The 18,973-nt window shown below is 39.5% G+C and carries 21 protein-coding genes and 2 pseudogenes; 19 read left to right on the top strand and 4 right to left on the bottom strand.

Annotated elements, in window-relative coordinates:
- The first annotated feature begins 12 nt into the window (after nt 1–12).
- From GT508_RS06565 to tuf, 5 genes are all read left to right on the top strand, one after another.
- Nucleotides 13–600, top strand: a complete 588-nt coding sequence (locus GT508_RS06565; protein WP_161143823.1) for a VanZ family protein — start codon at nt 13–15, stop codon at nt 598–600.
- A gap of 96 nt (nt 601–696) precedes the next feature.
- Complete coding sequence (gene rpsL, locus GT508_RS06560; protein ID WP_055281947.1) at nt 697–1,119, top strand: 30S ribosomal protein S12; 423 nt, start codon at nt 697–699, stop codon at nt 1,117–1,119.
- 179 nt (nt 1,120–1,298) lie between these two features.
- Nucleotides 1,299–1,769, top strand: coding sequence for a 30S ribosomal protein S7 (gene rpsG, locus GT508_RS06555; RefSeq protein WP_022415687.1), 471 nt, complete (start codon nt 1,299–1,301; stop codon nt 1,767–1,769).
- A gap of 18 nt (nt 1,770–1,787) precedes the next feature.
- Nucleotides 1,788–3,905, top strand: a complete 2,118-nt coding sequence (fusA, locus tag GT508_RS06550; protein ID WP_118224599.1) for an elongation factor G — start codon at nt 1,788–1,790, stop codon at nt 3,903–3,905.
- Nucleotides 3,906–4,019: 114 nt separating this feature from the next.
- Nucleotides 4,020–5,213, top strand: coding sequence for an elongation factor Tu (gene tuf, locus GT508_RS06545; protein ID WP_028087889.1), 1,194 nt, complete (start codon nt 4,020–4,022; stop codon nt 5,211–5,213).
- A 257-nt stretch (nt 5,214–5,470) separates the two neighbouring features.
- Here the strand turns inward: tuf and GT508_RS06540 are convergent, their stop codons facing one another.
- Complete coding sequence (locus GT508_RS06540) at nt 5,471–5,953, bottom strand: helix-turn-helix domain-containing protein (protein ID WP_008790928.1); 483 nt, start codon at nt 5,951–5,953, stop codon at nt 5,471–5,473.
- A gap of 232 nt (nt 5,954–6,185) precedes the next feature.
- On the opposite strand from GT508_RS06540, the gene GT508_RS06535 reads away from it, so the two are divergent.
- The 7 genes from GT508_RS06535 (at nt 6,186) to GT508_RS06505 (ending at nt 11,542) form a co-directional block, all read left to right on the top strand.
- Nucleotides 6,186–6,380, top strand: a complete 195-nt coding sequence (locus GT508_RS06535; RefSeq protein ID WP_008373537.1) for a hypothetical protein — start codon at nt 6,186–6,188, stop codon at nt 6,378–6,380.
- Between the two features lie 11 nt (nt 6,381–6,391).
- Entirely contained in the window at nt 6,392–7,483 is a 1,092-nt protein-coding gene (locus tag GT508_RS06530) for a site-specific integrase (protein WP_004850597.1), read from the top strand.
- Between the two features lie 169 nt (nt 7,484–7,652).
- The gene (locus GT508_RS06525) at nt 7,653–8,735 is read left to right on the top strand and encodes an AAA family ATPase (RefSeq protein ID WP_055152729.1); all 1,083 of its coding nucleotides are present in this window, start codon (nt 7,653–7,655) and stop codon (nt 8,733–8,735) included.
- Nucleotides 8,736–8,802: 67 nt separating this feature from the next.
- The gene (locus GT508_RS06520; RefSeq protein ID WP_008793133.1) at nt 8,803–9,042 is read left to right on the top strand and encodes a hypothetical protein; all 240 of its coding nucleotides are present in this window, start codon (nt 8,803–8,805) and stop codon (nt 9,040–9,042) included.
- Between the two features lie 174 nt (nt 9,043–9,216).
- Complete coding sequence (locus tag GT508_RS06515) at nt 9,217–9,444, top strand: DUF5348 domain-containing protein (RefSeq protein ID WP_008373546.1); 228 nt, start codon at nt 9,217–9,219, stop codon at nt 9,442–9,444.
- Between the two features lie 195 nt (nt 9,445–9,639).
- Nucleotides 9,640–11,061: a plasmid recombination protein gene (locus GT508_RS06510; protein WP_004850583.1), complete on the top strand. Its 1,422-nt coding sequence runs from the start codon at nt 9,640–9,642 to the stop codon at nt 11,059–11,061.
- Between the two features lie 4 nt (nt 11,062–11,065).
- A complete protein-coding gene (locus GT508_RS06505; RefSeq protein WP_008793036.1) occupies nt 11,066–11,542 on the top strand; it encodes a TnpV protein in 477 nt (158 codons plus the stop codon).
- A 464-nt stretch (nt 11,543–12,006) separates the two neighbouring features.
- Here GT508_RS06505 and rlmN read toward each other — a convergent pair whose 3' ends face one another.
- Complete coding sequence (gene rlmN, locus GT508_RS06495) at nt 12,007–12,996, bottom strand: 23S rRNA (adenine(2503)-C(2))-methyltransferase RlmN (protein WP_002569187.1); 990 nt, start codon at nt 12,994–12,996, stop codon at nt 12,007–12,009.
- A gap of 23 nt (nt 12,997–13,019) precedes the next feature.
- Nucleotides 13,020–13,199 carry a cysteine-rich KTR domain-containing protein gene (locus tag GT508_RS06490; RefSeq protein WP_002588768.1) on the bottom strand — a complete coding sequence of 60 codons (180 nt, stop codon included), beginning with the start codon at nt 13,197–13,199 and terminating at the stop codon, nt 13,020–13,022.
- A 384-nt stretch (nt 13,200–13,583) separates the two neighbouring features.
- Here GT508_RS06490 and GT508_RS06485 point away from each other — a divergent pair.
- Nucleotides 13,584–13,799: pseudogene (locus GT508_RS06485) on the top strand (helix-turn-helix domain-containing protein); the annotation flags it as partial.
- 62 nt (nt 13,800–13,861) lie between these two features.
- Nucleotides 13,862–14,716, top strand: a complete 855-nt coding sequence (locus GT508_RS06480) for an XRE family transcriptional regulator (protein WP_227233639.1) — start codon at nt 13,862–13,864, stop codon at nt 14,714–14,716.
- A 1,161-nt stretch (nt 14,717–15,877) separates the two neighbouring features.
- On the opposite strand, the gene GT508_RS06475 is transcribed toward GT508_RS06480, so the two are convergent.
- Nucleotides 15,878–16,411: a helix-turn-helix domain-containing protein gene (locus tag GT508_RS06475; protein ID WP_161143822.1), complete on the bottom strand. Its 534-nt coding sequence runs from the start codon at nt 16,409–16,411 to the stop codon at nt 15,878–15,880.
- 204 nt (nt 16,412–16,615) lie between these two features.
- On the opposite strand from GT508_RS06475, the gene GT508_RS06470 reads away from it, so the two are divergent.
- The 5 genes and pseudogenes from GT508_RS06470 to GT508_RS15055 all read left to right on the top strand — a co-directional run.
- Nucleotides 16,616–16,807: a helix-turn-helix domain-containing protein gene (locus tag GT508_RS06470; RefSeq protein ID WP_161143821.1), complete on the top strand. Its 192-nt coding sequence runs from the start codon at nt 16,616–16,618 to the stop codon at nt 16,805–16,807.
- Nucleotides 16,808–16,820: 13 nt separating this feature from the next.
- Nucleotides 16,821–17,885, top strand: coding sequence for a site-specific integrase (locus GT508_RS06465; protein ID WP_161143820.1), 1,065 nt, complete (start codon nt 16,821–16,823; stop codon nt 17,883–17,885).
- Nucleotides 17,886–17,938: 53 nt separating this feature from the next.
- The gene (locus GT508_RS14640; RefSeq protein ID WP_243144084.1) at nt 17,939–18,238 is read left to right on the top strand and encodes a DDE-type integrase/transposase/recombinase; all 300 of its coding nucleotides are present in this window, start codon (nt 17,939–17,941) and stop codon (nt 18,236–18,238) included.
- A gap of 24 nt (nt 18,239–18,262) precedes the next feature.
- Nucleotides 18,263–18,526 carry an integrase core domain-containing protein gene (locus GT508_RS14635; protein ID WP_330414137.1) on the top strand — a complete coding sequence of 88 codons (264 nt, stop codon included), beginning with the start codon at nt 18,263–18,265 and terminating at the stop codon, nt 18,524–18,526.
- Between the two features lie 116 nt (nt 18,527–18,642).
- A pseudogene (locus tag GT508_RS15055) lies at nt 18,643–18,899 on the top strand (DDE-type integrase/transposase/recombinase); the annotation flags it as partial.
- Nucleotides 18,900–18,973 lie beyond the last annotated feature (74 nt).

Raw genomic sequence — 18,973 nt, 5'->3', positions numbered from 1 at the left:
AAAAGCATGTGAATGAACAAGAAGAAAAAGACAGGAAAGAATATGGCGGGAAACAGGAGAAAGAGAAATAAGGCCGGAATCATCTGGTTGTTTCTTATGCTGATCTGGCTGATAGTGATTTTTTCATTTTCAGCAAAAAAAGCAGATGAATCGACGGTAATGAGCCACTCCGTTGGAAAGTTGATTGGAAATATCGTGATTCCGGAGTACAGATCCTGGCCGAAAGATAAGCAGGAACAGTTTGCGGAAAAGATAGATTTCCCGGTACGCAAATGTGCGCATGCGTCGGAATACGCAGTCCTTGGTGTGTTGATGCTGGGGACTGCGTACTCTTTTGCGGAAGATCAGGGAAAAAAGAACAGATTATTATGCTGGTGTGCAGGTACGGCATACGCAGCAACAGATGAATTCCATCAACTATTCGTGCCCGGGCGCAGCTGTCAGTTCAGGGATGTCTGTATTGACAGCGCAGGCATACTGACAGGTATCGTGCTGTTTAGCCTGATAAAGCATCAGATCGCGAAATATAATGAAAAGAAAAAAGTGGCAAAAAACGTGAAAAATCAAGGGAAATCCCTTGACAAGAATCATGATTCGTAATAAACTAAACAAGCGTGCATGGGAACGTTTTGTTTTGATGTACGACTATTCACAAGATGAATAAGCAACTTATTATAATCGTAGGAGGTGAAAGAAATGCCAACATTTAACCAGTTAGTAAAAAAAGGACGTCAGACATCTGTAAAGAAGTCTACAGCACCAGCACTTCAGAAAGGATACAACTCTTTAAAGAAGAGAAGTACGAATACTTCTGCACCACAGAAGAGAGGTGTTTGTACAGCTGTTAAGACTGCTACACCTAAGAAACCTAACTCAGCTCTTAGAAAGATCGCCAGAGTACGTCTGTCTAACGGAATCGAAGTAACAAGCTATATCCCAGGAGAAGGACACAACCTTCAGGAGCATAGTGTTGTTCTGATCCGTGGAGGAAGAGTAAAAGACCTTCCAGGTACAAGATATCATATCGTAAGAGGAACACTTGATACAGCAGGTGTTGCTAAGAGAAGACAGGCTCGTTCTAAATACGGTGCTAAGAGACCAAAAGATGCTAAGAAATAAATCTATTGCATAGACAACAGATAAGATTTCAAACCAATTAAAATGTAATCACAAACAGAACTATGATTATGTAAGTTGCAAGGTATATATATGTATGCCCTATGCACTACACAGTATCATTAGAAAGACACATGTGAGTACCGATGAATTAAATTAAGATGTTTAAGGAGGGAAGGACCGTGCCACGTAAAGGACATACTCAGAAAAGAGACGTATTAGCGGATCCAGTATACAACAATAAAGTGGTAACCAAGCTTGTCAACAACATTATGCTTGATGGTAAGAAGGGTGTTGCACAGAAAATCGTATACGGAGCGTTTGAAAGAGTTGAAGCAAAAGCCGAAAAGCCAGCTATCGAAGTATTTGAAGAGGCTATGAATAACATCATGCCAGTACTTGAGGTAAAGGCTAGACGTATCGGAGGAGCTAACTACCAGGTGCCGATCGAGGTTAGACCTGAGAGAAGACAGACTCTTGCACTTCGTTGGCTGACAGTATACTCTCGTGCTAGAGGAGAGAAAACAATGGAAGAAAGACTGGCTAACGAAATCCTGGATGCAGCAAACAATACAGGCGCATCTGTAAAGAAGAAAGAAGACATGCACAAGATGGCAGAAGCAAACAAAGCATTTGCTCATTATCGTTTCTAATTATAGGAGGAAAAAATCTTGGCTGGAAGAGAATATCCATTAGAGAGAACAAGAAATATCGGTATTATGGCACATATCGATGCTGGTAAGACAACTCTTACCGAGCGTATCCTGTACTATACCGGTGTTAATTATAAGATTGGAGATACTCACGAAGGTACTGCTACCATGGACTGGATGGAACAGGAGCAGGAAAGAGGTATCACAATCACTTCTGCGGCTACAACATGCCACTGGACACTCGAAGAGTTCACAAAACCTAAAAAGGGAGCTCTTGAGCACCGTATCAACATCATTGATACTCCGGGACACGTTGACTTTACTGTAGAGGTTGAACGTTCACTCCGTGTACTGGACGGCGCTGTCGGCGTCTTCTGTGCTAAGGGTGGTGTTGAGCCTCAGTCAGAAAACGTATGGCGTCAGGCTGACACATACAATGTACCAAGAATGGCATTCATCAATAAGATGGATATCCTGGGTGCTGATTTCTACAATGCAGTAGACCAGATTAAGACCAGACTTGGAAAGAACGCTATTTGTCTTCAGTTACCAATCGGTAAAGAAGATGACTTCAAGGGAATCATTGACCTGATGGAAATGAAAGCTTACATCTACAACGATGATAAGGGAGATGACATTTCTGTTACAGATATCCCGGAAGATATGGCAGATGATGCAGAACTTTACCATACAGAAATGGTAGAGAAGATCTGCGATCTTGATGATGATCTGATGATGCAGTATCTGGAAGGTGAAGAACCATCTGTTGAAGATATGAAGAAAGCACTCAGAAAAGCAACATGCGAGTGTACAGCAGTTCCTGTTTGCTGTGGTTCAGCTTACAGAAACAAAGGTGTACAGAAACTTCTTGATGCAATCCTTGAGTACATGCCTGCACCAACAGATATCCCGCCAATCGATGGTGTGGATGAGGATGGTAATGAGGTTGTAAGACATTCTTCAGATGAAGAGCCGTTCTCAGCACTTGCATTCAAGATTATGACAGACCCATTCGTAGGTAAACTGGCATACTTCAGAGTTTACTCTGGTACAATGAACTCAGGTTCTTATGTACTGAATGCTACAAAGAATAAAAAAGAGCGTGTTGGACGTATCCTTCAGATGCATGCCAACAAACGTGAAGAGCTTGATAAAGTATATTCAGGTGATATCGCAGCCGCTATCGGATTTAAATTCACTACAACAGGTGATACAATCTGTGACGAGCAGCATCCTGTAATTCTGGAATCAATGGAATTCCCAGAACCAGTTATCGAGCTTGCTATCGAGCCTAAGACAAAAGCTTCCCAGGGTAAACTTGGTGAATCTCTTGCAAAACTGGCTGAAGAAGACCCTACATTCCGTGCTCATACTGATCAGGAGACTGGACAGACAATCATCGCCGGAATGGGAGAACTTCATCTTGAAATTATCGTAGACAGACTTCTTCGTGAGTTCAAGGTAGAAGCTAATGTAGGTGCTCCTCAGGTTGCTTACAAAGAAGCATTTACAAAACCAGTTGATGTCGACAGCAAATATGCAAAACAGTCAGGTGGACGTGGACAGTACGGACACTGTAAAGTTAAATTCGAGCCAATGGATGTTAACGGTGAGGAAACATTCAAATTCGAATCTTCTGTAGTTGGTGGAGCTATTCCGAAGGAATATATCCCGGCTGTAGGTGAAGGTATCGAAGAGGCTATGCAGTCTGGTATCCTTGGAGGATTCCCGGTTGTTGGTCTTAAGGCTAACGTATATGACGGTTCTTACCATGAAGTCGATTCAAGTGAAATGGCTTTCCATATTGCAGGTTCTCTTGCATTTAAGGACGCTATGAAGAAGGCATCTCCGGTTCTTCTTGAGCCTATCATGAGAGTTGAAGTTACTATGCCGGAAGAGTACATGGGTGATGTTATTGGAGACATTAACTCACGTCGTGGACGTATCGAAGGTATGGATGACCTCGGTGGTGGAAAGATCGTTCGTGGATTCGTTCCATTGTCAGAAATGTTTGGATACTCTACAGACTTACGTTCCAGAACACAGGGACGTGGTAACTACTCAATGTTCTTCGAGAAATACGAGCCAGTACCGAAGTCTGTACAGGAGAAGATTTTATCCAGCAAAAATGACTAATTATTTATAAAACGCTTGAAAAAGTGCTACATTTGAAATATAATCAAATGTAGCCGAGCAAACGAACAATTTGTTAATATGCCATATGGCACTAAATTAAGGAGGATATTCAAAATGGCTAAAGCTAAATTTGAAAGAACAAAACCGCATTGTAATATCGGTACTATCGGTCACGTTGACCACGGTAAAACAACTCTTACAGCTGCTATCACAAAGACACTTGCAGCAAGAGTACCAGGAAACACAGCAGAGAACTTTGAAGATATCGATAAAGCTCCAGAAGAGAGAGAACGTGGTATCACAATTTCTACAGCTCACGTTGAGTACCAGACAGAGAAACGTCACTATGCACACGTTGACTGCCCAGGACATGCTGACTACGTAAAGAACATGATCACAGGAGCTGCTCAGATGGATGGAGCTATCCTTGTTGTAGCTGCTACTGATGGTGTTATGGCTCAGACAAGAGAGCACATCCTGCTTTCTCGTCAGGTAGGTGTTCCTTACATCGTTGTATTCATGAACAAATGTGATATGGTTGACGATGACGAACTTCTTGAATTAGTAGAAATGGAAATCCGTGAACTCCTTGACGAGTATGAATTCCCAGGAGATGATACTCCAATCATCCAGGGATCAGCTCTTAAAGCTCTTGAAGATCCTAACTCAGAGTGGGGAGACAAGATCATGGAACTCATGGATGCTGTAGATTCTTATATCCCAGATCCAGAGCGTGATACAGATAAGCCATTCCTTATGCCAGTAGAGGACGTATTCTCTATCACAGGACGTGGTACAGTTGCTACAGGTAGAGTAGAGCGTGGTGTTCTTCATGTATCTGACGAAGTAGAAATCGTTGGTATTCACGAAGAGACTAAGAAGACAGTTGTAACAGGTGTTGAAATGTTCCGTAAACTTCTTGATGAAGCTCAGGCTGGTGACAACATCGGTGCTCTTCTTCGTGGTATCCAGAGAACAGAAATCGAAAGAGGACAGGTTCTTTGTAAACCAGGTTCAGTAACATGCCATCACAAATTCACAGCTCAGGTTTACGTTCTGACAAAAGATGAAGGTGGACGTCATACTCCATTCTTCAACAACTATCGTCCACAGTTCTACTTCAGAACAACAGACGTTACAGGTGTTTGCGAACTTCCAGAAGGTGTTGAAATGTGCATGCCTGGTGACAACGTAGAAATGACAATCGAACTGATTCACCCAGTTGCTATGGAGCAGGGACTTCGTTTCGCTATCCGTGAAGGTGGACGTACTGTAGGATCAGGACGTGTTGCTACAATCATCGAGTAATCACTGACTAATATATATTGAGTACCGCAAGGTACATTGTGTCCAAACGTAAGATACCCCGGAACCGTAAGGTTTCCGGGGTTTTTCTGTACTCTAAGAAAAGAATTATTCGTAAATTTATCAGGTTAGTAATAGTGAAACATTTATCAGCAAGATGAAATACAGATAAATTTATAATTAAAAAATAAGACCAGCGGTGCCAAAACGGTGCCAAAAAGAAACTCCTGCGAATGTTTGCTATTCACAGGAGTATTTTTTTACCAGCCTTTGATCTGTTTGATTTGTTCAGCACGTTCTGGATCACGATGATATTGTAATTTCAGACGGATAGTTTCCACAACTTCCTGTCTGGATTCATCATCAAGCTGATAGAACGATGTAAGCAGATTATCTACATCAGGCATACTGTTCTTACCGAAAAGGTACATCAGCGGATACATAGAATTTTTTAAGTAAGTCTTTACACGACTTGCGTCTAATGCTCCGTTCAAACCGTCTGGAAGTGTAGGATAAATCTCTTCTTCCTTAATTGTGCCAGAAAATGGACTGGCAGAACATATCTCATTCACATCAATTTGCAATTCATTCGCAAGTCTTAATGCAAAATCAAATCGAATATTGGAATCTTTTTGAATAATTGAATATAAGGTTGTAGCACTGATTCCGGTTGCCTTTGCAATTTTGCGGACATTTGTGCCTTTTTCATCAAGATATTTCTTTAAATTTTTACCGTCACCCATAGAATCCTCCTTTTTCATATATTAGAAAATTACGAAAAACATAAATCTATAAAATATCATAACACAGACGTGGAATAAAATAAAGAAAAAATAGTGTACGAAGTTCGTAAAAATGTGTTTACGAAATATTGACAACGATAGAAATACATGATATTATCAATTTACGAAAATCGTACAGATATAGAAATACAGTAAACGTATTCTATATCTGGAGAGGAAAGGAGGAGGCAATATGGCAAGTTACAATTATATGATGAGTGCTGATGAAGTGGCACAGGAATTAAACTGCTCAAAATCTCATGCCTATAAACTGGTGAAAGCTATGAATAAAGAATTATCTGCACAGGGATATATTACGATGGCTGGAAGAATACCAAAGGCGTTTTGGGCAAAAAAGATGTATGGCTATGAAATAGCAGAAAATTAGGGAGGATCAATATGGCTTACAGAGAAAAAGACACAAAAAAATGGACAGCCCAGTGGTTTGAGACAAATGTCATGGGTGAGAAGAAAAAACGCAGAAAGCGTGGATTTGAAACAAAGCGAGAAGCATTGGAGTTTGAACGAAGCAAAAAGTTGAGCAATGAGCGAAGTATGGATATGAAGCTGAGCGATTTTATTGAGATTTATTTTTCAGACAAACAAAATGATCTGAAAGATCGAACAATCAAAAATAAAAGATATATGATGCAACAGCATATCGTTCCATACTTCGGAAATCAGATGATGAGTGAAATCAAGGCTTCACAGATTATTCAGTGGCAGAATGAAATTCAGAAAAAAGGCTATTCAGATTCTTATCTGAGAATGATTCAGAATCAGTTGACCAGTCTGTTTACACATGCAGCTAAAATCTATGACTTGCCGGTTAATCCATGCAAGAAAGTGAAACGAATGGGAAATTCAGATTCAAGAAGTTTGAACTTCTGGACACTGGACGAGTACAAACAGTTTATACAGACAATGGAGCCGGGAACAAGATATTATCTTATGTTTGAGATGCTGTTCTGGACTGGATGCAGGATCGGGGAGCTGCTTGCGATTACAAAAGCTGATATCAATTTTGAAAAGAATCAGCTTAGTATCAATAAGACTTATTACCGGACAGGAATGCAGGATATTATCACAGAACCGAAAACAAAACAGTCCTTTCGGACAATCGAAATTCCGGAATTTCTGAAAGAGGAAATTAAGGAATTTGTAGATGGTCATTACGGAATGCCGGATACAGAAAGATTATTTCCGGTTGTTCAGGAAGCGGTACAGCATAAGATGAAACGGCAGATTGAGCTGGCAGGAGTGAAGAAAATTCGAGTGCATGATATCAGGCACAGCCATGTGGCTTATCTTATTGAGAAAGGTGTGGAACCGTTATTGATTCGGGACAGATTAGGTCATAAAGATATTCGTATCACATTGAACACTTATGGACATCTTTATCCAAATCAGCAGAGAAAGATTGCAAATCTTCTGGATAATGAAAATGGAAATGCTGTTACCGGATTGGGAGAAGAAAGAGATGAATGTTGAAAAGGCAAAAGAAAAAGCCCAGATAAATAATCTGAGCAAGTTCTCTGATAATCAGATTCACTGATATACCATCTTGGCAGATTCAGTATATCACGAATCGGGAAATACGACAATTCCCGAATATCTGTTCATCAGAGACTTGCCCGGAAGGGCAGGAGGAGATGATGGAATGAATATGAATGAAAAAAATAAAATTGAGAATTGTAGAATAGAACCAAAACTGAAACTGATCAATATGGATTCAGTAGAGGTGGAACAGGTAGAATGGCTGCTTTATCCGTTTATTCCTTATGGAAAAGTGACCATTATACAGGGAGATCCAGGAGAAGGCAAGACAACGATGGTACTTCAGATTATTGCAAAACTGACCAGAGGAGAGCCGATTCTTCCTGTTACTGATAAAACGAAAACAAAAGAAAAACGAAGTGATGAAGTCGATAGTGAGAATGAAGATTTAGATGCTGAAGATAATATGCAGGAACAGTCTTCTGTGTCACCTGTAAATGTAATCTATCAGACAGCAGAAGATGGACTTGGAGATACTATCAAACCCAGATTACTTGCTGCAGGTGCAGATTGTTCAAAGGTGCTGGTGATTGATGACAGTGACCAGCCACTGACAATGGCAGATGTCAGATTGGAAGAAGCAATCGTGCAGACAAAAGCAAAAATGGTTGTTCTTGATCCGATACAGGGCTTTCTGGGAGCGGACGTAGATATGCACAGGGCAAATGAGATCAGACCACTGATGAAGCGTATCGCAGTGCTGTCAGAAAAATATCACTGTGCAGTTATTTTAATCGGTCATATGAACAAAAACAGCAACGGCAAATCTTCTTATCGAGGACTTGGCTCCATTGATTTTCAGGCTGCTGCAAGAAGTGTTCTGATTGTCGGGCGAGTGAAAGATGAACCGGAAGTAAGAGTGGTATGTCATACGAAGAGTTCTCTTGCACCGGAAGGAACGTCCATTGCATTCAGACTGGATAAGAATAATGGGTTTGAATGGATTGGAGAATATGATATCAGTGCCGATGAACTTCTTAATGGAGACGGAAGAGGACAGAAAAGTCGGAAAGCAAAAGAATTTCTCCTTGAGATACTGGCAAATGGAGGAATGACTCAGAAGAAAATTGCAGAAGAAGCAGAAGCCAGAGGAATCAAAAGTAAAACGCTATGGAACGCCAAACGGGAACTTGAAATTGATTCCGTAAAACGTGGAAAGCAATGGTATTGGATGTTGCCAGAATAAAAATGGAAGATGGCAAGATTACCATTTCTTAAGAAGAGGGGATCTTGCTACCTTGAAAGGAGAATAGATGCAAAATAAAAGTGTACAGATTCCATACGAGTTATTCTTTCAGCTCTTGCAATATTTTTTGATGGATAACTACGATGGTGAAGAAATAATACGGTTGGGATTGGAGAAAAAACTGGATGCAATGGTGAATCGTGAAGTATACAGCAAATCCAAAACAGCACCAACGGAAGAAGAAAGAGAAAAGTTCCGGAAGGAATATCTGGACAGACGGGGAATACCGGAGAACTTTCGATGGTAAAGGTTCTTTCTGAACACTTTATTACAGGAGCGTGTCACGCACCTGTAGATAGCAGACAAGGAGAATGTTGGTAAGGTGTAGTCGGGAGTTGACTGGCGTAGAAGAGAATTTTCAAAAGGGAGCCCTGATTCAGGGCGCCCCTGCGGAAACGGTAGATGAAAGGAGATTGGCACAATGAGAGAAGGAAGATTAGGATATAACAGTTATAACAAAAGATATGGATTATTATCATCAGATCTATGGATTGATACAGGATTTCACTGTGGAGAATGCCTGGAAGTGTTGCTTGATGATGAATGGGTTCAGACCAGAATGGAAATGAATCCTGCAAGAGAATGGTATCTTGTAGGGACACCGTATTGTGGTGATTTGGAATATATTCGGGCAAGGATACCGGAGTAAAGGTCTCTGTACCCCCGGAGGGCGCAAGGGTACTTTTGATGGACGGTACGGCTGTCGAAAGTGCTTTTGCGTTACTTTTGACAAAAGTAACAAAACCGCCGTATCCGGCGAATATTTCTTTTTATACTATAGCTGGCAAAGATACAAATTTATGTGCCATGTCTGGCACTGGTTTTAGAAAGCGGGGTGAGGAATATGACGATGAAACGAACAATCAGTGGTATGATCGGGACAGGGTCTCTGGCTCATAACAGACGAGATTTTATAGCAGAAAATGTTGATCCAGACAGAGTGCAATTAAATATTTGTTACCGGAATGAGAATCTGAAAGAAGTCTATAAAGAGCTGTTTGATGAAGCTGTAGAACGGTATAATGTCGGGAAAAGAAAAGATCGGCAGATTACAAATTATTATGAAAAGATTCGCCAAGGAAAACAGGAAAAGTTGTTCCATGAAGTGATTTTCCAGATTGGAAACCGAGAAGATATGGCTGTTGGAACAGAAGCAGGAGATCTGGCTGTAAACGTACTGGATGAGTATGTAAAAGATTTCCAGAAACGGAATCCGACACTTCGGGTATTTAGTTGCTATCTGCATCAGGATGAGGCTACTCCACATCTCCATATTGATTTTATTCCTTATGTGACGGACTGGAAAGGAAAAGGAATGGATACCAGAGTTTCACTGAAACAGGCATTAAAAAGTCTTGGATTTCAAGGTGGAAATAAGCATGATACGGAACTGAATCAGTGGATAAATCATGAAAAAGAAGTTCTGGCAGAGACTGCAAAGCAGTATGGAATTGAATGGGAACAGAAAGGTACTCATGAGGAACATCTGGATGTCTATAACTTCAAGAAAAAAGAACGGAAAAAGGAAGTACAGGAATTGGAGCAGGAGAAAGAGCATCTAACTGCTGAAAAAGAAGAATTAACAGCACAAATTGCAGAATCCAGAGCAGATATCCAGAATTTAAAAGACGATAAGGAACAGGCAATCAAGGCGAAGCAAGAAGCAGAACAAAAGGCAGGGAGCGCAGAAAAAGAACTAAAAAGCCTGGAAGATCGCAGAGAACAGCTACAACCGATTATGGATAGTGTGAGCAAAGAAATCAAAGAATATGGAACGGTTAAAATGTTACTGCCGGAGGCGGGCACGCTAGAACGGGCAGTAACCTATCGAGATAAAAAAATTAAACCACTGTTTCTTCAAATAAAGAATAAGGTTGCTGTAATGGCGGCTCAGGTTAAAGAACTTACGAAAGAGGTGGAAGGTTGGAAGAGAAAATATCAAAAGGTGAAACAAAAATATAATGCTATTCAGAGAGAACTGGATGATATACGTAAAGATAATCAGAAATTGTCAGAAGAAAAAGATATATTACAAGGTGTTTCTGATAGGTATGATCGTGTTGTGCGTGTTCTTGGAATAGAAACTGTAGATACAGCAGTACAGCAGGATATTCAAAACGAGAAAGTCCTGGAAGAAAAGCGACGGATGGAACAAATGCCGAAGGGAAATATTCATGAAAGATTGGCATGGGGAATGAAAAAAAGCGAGATGGAGAATCAGCAGCGTAAGAAAACTAAATCAAAAAACAGAGAAATGGAGAGATAAGATTATGGAAACACACATTTATGATGAAAAGAACGGATTAAGCTATACTTTGCATGGAGATTATTATTTGCCGGATTTGGTATTGAATGAAGAAGAACCGATATATGGGAAATATGGAATGCTGAGGAAACAGTTTCTGAAGGAACACAGATTAGCAAAATATCAATATTTGTTGTTGACTGGAAAGCTGACGGAACACCTGAATCAAATTGATCAGGAGAGCAGAGAGCAGGTGGAAATGCTTATGGAACAGATGGCAGAAAAACAGGGCGTAACTGAAGAATTAAAGGTACAGAATCGGACGAAGTGGGTTAGACTGATGAATAATATAAAAGCTAGTGCAGAAGAAATGGTGTTGAAACTTCTGAAAAGCACATTGTTTGTAAAACTCCCTGCTATTAGGTTCCACATTCTCACCTCCTTTCTCGTTGGAAAGTTGGTGGTGCTTCCCCCTTTTCGCGGGGCAATACGGCGTTTTTGAAAAACGCCGAAGATTTTTTGAAATTTTTTCAAAAAATTTTTTGAGCAGCAAAATACGCCTGTCCGAAAAGCCCGGACAGGCGTATAGGTATTGTAAGCAGTATTTAGATGATTAGACAGTTCATAGTCAAGGGTAGAGAGGTTCCCGGCGGTGGTCGGGCTTTTTTTGATATGTCAATGACCGTCGGATTTTGTCGATAGGGTATGTGCTTCATGGCGGCTACCTCCTTTAGCCGCCGCTTTTAACAGTGATACCGCGTCATTTCATTAGAAGATAAAAAGAAACGGCGGCTTTGATTTTTCAAAGCTGCTGCGGAAATCAAAGAACGACAAGCAACAGTTCTGATTTTGCTCCAATATGGTTATTAGGGGCACAAATTAAAATCAAAAAAGAGCCGATAACAGCAGTATTTCAAACTGCATATTATCGGCTCTGCGTCTGTGCGTCTGGCTCTTTTAATTAAATTATTTCTGTTGTTTTTTGGCTTTATTATATGTATTAGCTAACTGTCCACAAGCTGCTTTAATCTCTCTACCATGAGAAACTCTCATGGTAACTTCAAGTCCTGTTTGCTCTAATTGATGTTTGAACGCAACCATTTCTTGTTTTTGTGGTGCTCTAATTTTTGAATTACTCGTCGGGTTGTATTGCAGCACGTTAATCATAACATTTTTGCCCTTAAACCATTTTGCAAGTTGCCTTATATCTGAGGAACGGTCATTTATACCTGGTAAAAGCAAATACGCAAATACCACTTTTCGATTATGCCTTTGAGAATAGGACAATGCTTGCTTAACAACATCTTCAATAGCGTACATGTGCATATGAGGAATGATACAGTTTCTCGCAGCCTGTGTTGCTGCATGTAAAGATATTGTCAACTGAATTTTTAGATGTTCTTCGCGCAATTTTTTTAATTGATTAACTGGACCAACTGTTGATACGGTAATGCCGTCGGTTGGAAAGTTAAGTCCATTTCTATCTCGAAGAATATGGATTGCTGCAATCAAGTTGTCGTAATTGAATAAAGGTTCTCCCATTCCCATAAAAACGATACGATTTACTTTTTGACGTATCAATACAACCTGCTGCACAATTTCAGACGGTGTTAGATTACGAACAAAACCATTGCGTCCGGACTCACAAAAAATACAGCCAACAGAACAACCAACTTGCGTACTTACGCAAACAGTCCCACCATCTCGCCGTTTAATAAAAACCGTTTCAATATACCTGTTATCTTTCAATTCATAAACATACTTTTCAGTATCGCTACTTTTATAGACTTTTTTTGTTGATATTGATAGATTTTCTTTGTGAAATGGCTGTTTATACAATTCCGTATATAAGGCTCTTGCTTTATCCTCTCCAATTACTTCCGACATTTCTTTGTAAGTAAATCCGTATGGGTCATTCAATATTTCCGTAGGTGTACTTTTAGGTAAGTGTTTCATTTAAATATCCTTCCTTTTCAAAATTAAAAAGTTTGTTTTTCAGAGTTTTTGATTATGATTTCTAGTTTTTCAACATCAACGATATGCGTTAATTTACATTTAGGGCAGAAAAGAGGAAAATTTCTTAATACCGTATTATAAAATACTTGAACCCTCGTCTTTCCGTTACAAATTGGACATTTTATCCAATATTTTTCAAGCATAATATTTCTCCTTTTGCGCAAAAAAATGCAGGTCAATTCTCAACATGAGCATTGACCTGCATTTATACATATAATACTACAACAAAATTAAGGCATAGTTTTTATACTATGTCTATACGTCGTTAGTTTTGTTGTATAGCATACGCAAAATAAGCATGACAAAAAAGCCCATATTGAAAATGGGAAAAATCTTTTTTGATTTCAATGCTTATCGAATACGCATGCTATGTAACATAAACATTCCCCCCCTTTTATATAATATTATATACAAAAGCAGCTTGTTGTCAACATATATATATATGAATTATTTTGGCTAACTGATAGAACTATGTAGACATATCCAAGAAGAAAGGGGAACAGTAAAATGTAAGAGGGTGAATAACTATGGCAAAAAGACCAGTACCAAAATACGACTTCAAGGCTTTTGGGGCAGCGATAAAGGCAGCGCGTGAAGGACGCAAGGAAAGCCGCAAGAAAGTAGGCGACGAAATGTTTATCTCGCCGCGCTACCTTGCGAACATTGAGAACAAGGGGCAGCACCCAAGTTTACAGATATTCTTTGAGCTGATACAGCGTTACCATATATCCGTATCTCATTACTTCCAGCTTTGGCACGACTATTGAAAATTGATATGAATGAATTGTTTTCGTTTCATGAAGAATTGACAGAAAAAGAGATTGGACAATTTGTGAATGAACTTTCGGAAGTTTCATTGGACAGCTTTACAGAGGCTTTCGAGATGGCATCTCGTAAAATACAGGAGTATCCTCATTGCGACTTATTAATATATACGATCGCAACCGTTCTGAACGGATCTTTGACTTTGTCAGATCTTAATGACGAAGAACGAATGGAATATAATACAGCTATTATTGAGTGGCTGGAACGAACAGCAGATAGTCAGGATGAAAGAGTGAGAAATTCAAGCGTTTTTATACTTGCAACAAAATATGTCCAAATGGAGAAATATGAAGAAGCAAATGCCCTTTTGAAAAAAATTCCTGATACTGTAATTGATGCAACGATTATGAAAACAAGTGTATTAGCACATCAGGAAGGAACAGATACTGCTGCATTATTCTTAGAAGGGAAATTGCTACAGGCAGTTATCAATATCCAAAGCTACTTGTATAAGTTAATAGAAATGGAAGAAGAGACAGGAAATCATGATAAAGCAGAGAAAATTGCTGAGATTACAGATCACATGATATCATTGTTTGGACTATGGAATTATGGCAACACAGTTCCATATCTGCTGATTGCTGGATATCGAAAAGATGTAGAAAAATGTATCCAGTTAATTAAGCGATTATTAAGTGAATCACAGAAGCCTTGGAATATGACACAATCCCCTTTGTATTACAGGTATGAAGATACTGCACAGGGAAAAGCTTTTTCGGGACTTGGAAAAAATTTTGTTCGTGAATTGTATTCGGAAATTGAAAATAAGAAAGAGTATGAATTCTTGAGGGGGAATAAGGAACTCGAATCAATTTTTGAGGAACACTTGAAATAGGTTGTAAAAATGTATGGAAATAGATGTAGTTGAGAAAGAAGAAAATTTTTGACATTTCCACAGATGCGTGCTAATATGATTATAGAAAAAGAGTGCTACCGATAGACGGTTAGTCCACATACTTATTGATTACAAAAATAACCGTTCAGTTTGCAGGCTGGGGCGGTTATTTTTGTGGTTTATGATTATCTTTGCCTAATGTATATCCGATACTAAAGCAGGTTAAGCCGAAGCTCACTACTGCTATGAAGTCCACAATACTCATTGGCTTAGCCCTCCTTTCCACTGGATTCCTTTACAGGTTTCTATGTAATCAGAGGGTCACAGTCCCTCTGGAGAAGGACTAACCGCCTACCGTTATGGTAGCACCCATGTTTCGATTATAACAGTTAAAAATTACCGGTGCAATATAAAGTTGGTAGAGAAGTATCTAGTATCTACAGAAGAGAATCGGTTTGAGTATTCTCCGGTGCCAAAACGGTGCCAAGAAATCAGGCAAATCAAAATAGGTGGTGCAATTCAGCTGTTTTTCACTGTATTTTGGAGAGAAAACCATAAAAAATATGAGATAAAACGGGATTAAAGTATCGTGAAGGTGGACGTACTGTAGGATCAGGACGTGTTGCTACAATCATCGAGTAATACAATCTGAATATAGATTTGTTATCGCAAGATAACGTTGTGTCCAAACGTAAGATACCCGTAGAACTTCGGTTCTACGGGTTTTTCTGTTGCTCGAAAATATGTAAAAGAGTAGAAAAGAATAACGAACAGTATAGAAAAACGGTTGCCGGGAGAGTGTCCTGACAACCGTTTGTGATAACAGAATGATAACAAAATATGAAAATTGACAATTTTTAAAACTATGTTATACTATAAATATAACATAGTTAGTAACAGGATTTGGTTCGATTCCAAACACCATCAAACCAATATTGGGAGCATTGTCGAATTGCCTAGTTTCTGGATTGATTTATGATGCAGTCAAACATATTTGCAAGAAAGGACTTGATTCGATGAGAAAAGAATATATATTAATATTTGGTCTGGGAGTATGCGATGGTGAAGTGTAATGGTTGCACGGTTTAACATACTAAGCAGACTCCCACCCAGACCACCAAAAACTCAGAGCTCATAAGGGCTCTTTTTCTTTTGCAAAAATCATGTCAGATCATATGTCTTGATGGAATTACCTTCAGTGCCCTTCTTAACGATGGTATGACAACCTATTGTAGTTCCCATAGCACGCAGTTTCCATTCTTCCTGGGTAGCGTTCAGCTTATCCAGTTCTTTCTGTCTTTTATCTTCATCTTCGATAGCTAATATCTCAGCTTTTTCCTTTTCATAGACATTTTTAAATTGACACCATTTCCTGAAAAAGTCCTGCATTGTAGGATTATCAAACGTCAGTGAAATCTTCTGCTCAGGTGTCTCAGCAAGTGAGAGGTTCACTGAATCATCAATAGAAAACAGCAGGGAGAGCACATCTCCGACTGTTTCAATATTAAAATCCAGAAAAACACTTACATTTAATCCCAGTGCAGTTGCTATCTTTTCTAACTGATCCGGCTTTGGATTTCGGATTCCAAGTTCATATTTTCTGATTGTACCTACGTTAATGCCGGACAGCTCGGCTAACTGTATTTGACTGTATCCTCTGAATTCCCGGTATGCCCGGATTTTTTTACCTATCATGATGTGCTGCCTCCTTAATAATATTTGTGATTCTATTCTAGCACAAAAGTGAATGATGCGAAAGAGGTTGATTTTTACTGAGCCTGAAAATGTAGAATGGAATATAAAAATAAAATTCGCAAAAGGTTATTGACAAAGTCACAAAAGTGAATTATAGTAAGAAACATCAAAGAAGTCACAAAAGTGACTGGAAAGGAGGACAATATGAGAACTAATTATATGATGACTGTTGATGATGTCATGGAAGAATTAGGAGTGAAACGCAGTAAGGCATATTCCATTCTGAAGCAGCTCAATGATGAACTGGTAAAGGAAGGATATGTGGCAGTTCGAGGGAAGATACCACGTCCTTACTGGGAAACAAAATTTTATGGATGCTCTCAGAGAGCAATGTGAAGGAGGTTTTAAGATGTCAGCTTACAAGGACAAAACACAGGGAACCTGGTATGTGAGCTTCCGATATATTGACTGGACAGGAAAGAAAACGCAGAAGCTGAAAAGAGGGTTCAAGACAAAGAAAGAAGCATTGAATTATGAAAAGGAATTCATAAGAAAGACTGCGGCAGATATGAAAATGGAGATGAACAGTTTTATTCAAGTCTATTTTGAAGATAAAAAGAATGAACTGAAAGAAAATTCAATCCGCAATAAGCAGCACATGATGAACAAGCATATTGTTCCGTATTTTGGAACAAGAAAAATGAATGAGATCACACCGGCAGAGATTATCCAGTGGCAGAATACCATTCAGGAAAAAGGATACAGCAAGACTTATGAGCGTATGATTCAGAACCAGTTAAATGCACTGTTTAATCATGCTCAGAAAATTTACAATCTGAAGGAAAATCCATGTAAGAAAGTAAAAAAGATGGGGAAATCAGATGCCAACAAGCTGGAATTCTGGACGAAGGCAGAATATGACAGATTTATCGCCGGGATTGAGCCGGGGAGTGAAGATTATCTGATATTTGAAATTCTGTTCTGGACAGGAATCAGGGAAGGAGAGCTTCTGGCATTGAGTCTTTCGGACTTTGATATGAGCGGAAATCTCCTGCATATCAATAAAACTTATAACCGGATCAGGAAGAGAGATGCGATTGATACACCAAAAACAGAGAATTCGGTCCGTACTATTGATATTCCCAATTTTCTTAAGGAAGAGGTACAGGAGTATGCAAAGAAGTATTATGGATTTCCGGAAACTCAGCGGTTGTTCCCAATTGTGGCGAGAACACTGCAGAAACGTCTTAAGAAATATGAAGCACTGACCGGTGTAAAACCAATCAGAGTGCACGATATCCGGCATAGCCATGTGGCATATTTGATTTATCAGGGCGTAGAGCCATTGATTATCAAGGAGAGACTGGGACACAAAGATATTCAGATGACATTGAACACTTATGGGCATCTGTACCCATCACAGCAGAAAAAAGTAGCAGAGATACCAACTACTTCCCTTATTATAATAAAATAAGTGTAGATGTTAGAGTTAATTACTCTCTAACAACTACACTTTTATGGTACTAAATGGATATTTATCCAATCTATCCGAAGATGAATCTTTCCAAACGGATGCAACAGGCTAAGGTATGTCCTTATCTCCTTAGAAATGCCGTCATAGACAAGCCAAATCAGGCATGGTCTATTGATATTACATATATTCCAATCAAACGCGGCTTTTTATATCTGACAGCTGTTATCGACTGGCACAGCCGCTGTATTGTCGGCTGGGAAGTTGATGATACGCTTGATACCAGAATGGTCATCAATGCTTTGAAAAAAGCATTTAAGGTAGCCAAACCACAGATACTGAATTCTGACCAGTGATGTCAGTTTACCAGTCAGCAATACATTGATTTCGTAAAAGAAAACGGCATCCGCCAAAGCATGGATGGAAAAATCCGCTGGGCGGACAATATCATGATTGAGCGCTGGTTTCGAAGCTTCAAGTATGAGGAAGCCTATCTGACACAATATAATAATATCAAGGAAGTCAGAGCTGCCATCGGACAGTATATTCATACTTACAACTTTGAGCGGCGTCATTCCGCACTTGACTATCAGACACCGGCTGAATGCTACTATCCAGCAATGCTGCTGCCATATGTAGCTTAGCATAAATGGTTCAGGGGAGAGTTACACTATCCTCCCTGTGTTCCCTTGTAACTTATCCACAATATCAGTTCATTATAAAAATCTTAGATTTTTGTCTTGACAACTGAACCACTATAGCAATCTTCGATTGTTTTGACTCAGCAGTACTTGGACTGGCAATGGAAACCACGATGAAGGCAACACTCTTTGCCAGCATACGGTGGAGAATGCTTTTATAGCATATCCTGACATCCGGGGTGCCGTAATCCACTCCGATCGTGGCACTCAGTACACCAGTGAGCTTTATCGTAAGACTCTGAGAAAATATGACATCATTCAAAGCATGAACAGTGCAGGTGGACGATGTCATGACAATGCCCATTGTGAAAGCATATCTTAATGTTACACGTTCTGCGTATTACCGCTGGGGAAAATATCCGAAAAGTAATAATGAACTTCGAAACGAAA

Source organism: Dorea sp. BIOML-A1 (assembly GCF_009875615.1).
GTDB lineage: Bacteria > Bacillota > Clostridia > Lachnospirales > Lachnospiraceae > Dorea_A > Dorea_A amylophila.
The sequence above is the reverse complement of the archived record's forward strand: the minus strand, read 5'-3'. Positions and strand labels throughout refer to the sequence as shown.